Here is a 1,946-nt window from a genome sequence, read left to right on the forward strand (position 1 = left end):
ACCGTGCGCTCGACGCCGACGACCGAAGCCAGCTAGACCAAGGCGTCCGCGAGGTCCTGAGCCCGGTGCGCCGCGTCCGCCCCTGCGTGGCTGAAGGTGAAACCGAGCAGCCACGGGCGGTCCTCACCGTCCACGAGGAAGTTCTTCGCCCGCAGATCGTGGTGCGCGATGCCCGCGTCTGCCAGCAGGGTCAGCTGCGTCCAGATCGCGTCCAGCAGTTCGTCGTCGATCTCCGAGCGCGGGAGGTCCGGGAGTCTGCGGCCGTCCACGTGCCGCAGCACCAGCAGCGGTGGCGCGAACTTCGCGTCGCAGACCTGCACGACCGCGGGAGTGCGCACCCCGGAGCGTTCGGCGAGCAGCCCGACGTACGCCTCGTGCTCGGTCTCGTGGTGCGGTGTGGACAGCCGCGGTTCTTCCTGCGCATCGGGTGAGGCGTTCCAGCGCCGGAACCCGTGCAGCAGCCCGGCCCGCCTGCGCATCCGCCGCACGGATTTGACCCGGAGGGTGTCGCCGCCGGCGGTGCGCACGGCGAATTCGCGCGGCTCGAACAGCCGGTAGCGCAGGGCGACGATCGATTCGGGCGCGCACCCGGCCAGCTCCAGCTCGCGCTGCACGACCCGTTCGGAGACCTTGCGCCCGGGCGCGCCCGCCAGGACGTGGAACAACGTCCCGGTGCCCCACCCCAGCAGCGCTCCCCCGGCCGCGCCCAGCGGCAGGTAGAGCCCGAGGTGCAGAACGGCCACCACGACCAGGACGCTGAGCACCCCGCCGATCCGCCTCGCCACGCTCCCCAGGTACGGGCCGGTGACCACCGTCAGCGCCACCACGACCGCCACCTCGGTAGCGGGGAACGGGACGCTGCCGGGAGGCGGAGCGGGAACGGCGGAAACCGGGCGGGGGCCGAGGACGGACTGGATCACTTCGGCGAGTCCCCAGGTCACCGCGCCTGCCGCGCCGCACAGCAGCCCCGCCCGAATCTTCTTGAAGTACAGCGCGACCGCCGCGACCACGGCGATGGCCACCCAGGACCCGCACCAGCTCAACGCGACCCAGAACGGGCCGGGCACCGCGGGAATCCGCTGCAGCTGCCGCAGGATCGCGAGTTCGACGGGGTTGGCGGGCACCAGCGCCAGCAGCACGCTCAGCGTCAGCAGCGCTCCGGCGACCAGCACTCGCAGCAGGTCCCGCGGGCGCCGCCCGATCGACAACCGCAGGCGGGATTCCGGGGAGGCGCTGCCCTCCCCGTCCGGCGATTCCCCCCGCTGCACCACTCGCCAATACCTCGCGGCTCGACGCGCTCGTCCCGGCCGGCGGCGCACGGCGCACCCGTTGCGGGTACCCGCCGCGCGATCGGCACCGGGACCGCCGAGCGTTGGAACTGCCCCGACGATAGGCGGCCCCGGCCCCGTTCTGCCGGTCGGAGGCACCGGCGGCGCGGAGCCGGCCGCGGGCCGCCTACGTCGACCGCCGGGTTCCTATCGGCGGGAAGGGGCGACGGTGTCGTCGTAGAGGCGCGTGGCTTCGGACAGTGCCCGTGCCATCGGCGTCGGCCCCCATCGCGCGACGAGCTCGTCGAAGCCCGCGCACGCCTGGTCCGGATCGCCACCGGCTTGGTCGAGCAGTTGCACGATCTGGCCGGTCAGCCACAGGTGCAGCACTTCGCCCTCGTACGGTCCGCTCGGTGTCATCGGCACGGTCCCCCTTGCAGTCCGGGTGCGTTGGCCGGGGGAGACCGGCAGGTCCGCGGGCGATGACACGCACTCACTCGAACGTGTGGCTAGCCGACTGCTTGGAAACGAACGGTCACGACCGGAGGCGGCCCACTCCGGCCGGACCCGCTCACGCGGTAGCGACCCCGCTGCGGCCGAGGATCTCGTCCACCGTCTGCTCCACCGTCAGCGCGGCGTTGTCCACCCAGACGCCCTCACCGGGAATCTGACCGCGCA

The 1,946-nt window shown here is 73.0% G+C and carries 2 protein-coding genes; both read right to left on the minus strand.

Features of this window, described 5'->3' with window-relative positions:
• Positions 1-32: 32 nt before the first annotated feature.
• Positions 33-1,271: a hypothetical protein gene (locus IJH84_RS27050; RefSeq protein ID WP_295150550.1), complete on the minus strand. Its 1,239-nt coding sequence runs from the start codon at positions 1,269-1,271 to the stop codon at positions 33-35.
• Between the two features lie 204 nt (positions 1,272-1,475).
• Positions 1,476-1,688 (minus strand): hypothetical protein, encoded by a 213-nt coding sequence (locus tag IJH84_RS27055; RefSeq protein ID WP_200071719.1) that lies wholly within the window; start codon positions 1,686-1,688, stop codon positions 1,476-1,478.
• Positions 1,689-1,946 lie beyond the last annotated feature (258 nt).

This window comes from Saccharopolyspora sp., from assembly GCF_017434145.1.
Classification (GTDB): domain Bacteria; phylum Actinomycetota; class Actinomycetes; order Mycobacteriales; family Pseudonocardiaceae; genus Saccharopolyspora_C; species Saccharopolyspora_C galaxeae.